We start from the raw sequence: 549 nt of genomic DNA, 5'->3' as shown, positions 1-549 counted from the left end.
AAGATTTGTACATCATTGAAGGTGACATCGATGCCTTTGATGACAGCTCGTTTGACGCAGAAGAACTTGAAGGCGCGGTATGCGTTCGTATGAACGACCGCCAAATGCGTTACTCTCGTTTCCCTGAAATTCCATTGTTTGGACGCGCGGCGCGTGAACAGCGTTTAGAGCTACTGCGCAATGAACGTGAGGAAGTGGTTGAGAAGCATGCAAAAGCGGCTTTCGATTCACAAAAGATGCAGCGTCTTTACCAAGCATTCAACCAGTTTGTGGCTAACCACATTCAAGTCGCGTTTGAAGCTGACCCAGAACAAGCATTGGCAAATGTTCGCGAAAAACGTGGTCAAATCGCCCGTGTATTGGCTGATTTGGAAGCGAAAGAACAACAACATCGTTCTCAGCTTCAGACTAGCAAGCAAGCTCTGTCTTCGTTAGACAAGCTCGCACCAAACATGGCTCTGATTGAAGACGATACGCTGCAAGCGCGTTTCGACGAGCTGGAAGAGAAAATTGCGCAACTGTCAGAAGCGAAAGCGTTCTTGAACAACC

The 549-nt window shown here is 47.9% G+C and carries 1 pseudogene; it reads left to right on the top strand.

Going from position 1 to position 549, the window contains the following annotated elements:
• A pseudogene (gene mukB / locus R7E38_RS23265) lies at positions 1 to 549 on the top strand (chromosome partition protein MukB); the annotation flags it as partial.

This window comes from Vibrio sp. Vb2131, from assembly GCF_033338535.1.
In the GTDB taxonomy this organism is placed as follows: Bacteria; Pseudomonadota; Gammaproteobacteria; order Enterobacterales; family Vibrionaceae; genus Vibrio; species Vibrio alginolyticus.
Note: the sequence above shows the minus strand (reverse complement) of the source record. Positions and strands in the feature narration are given on the sequence as shown.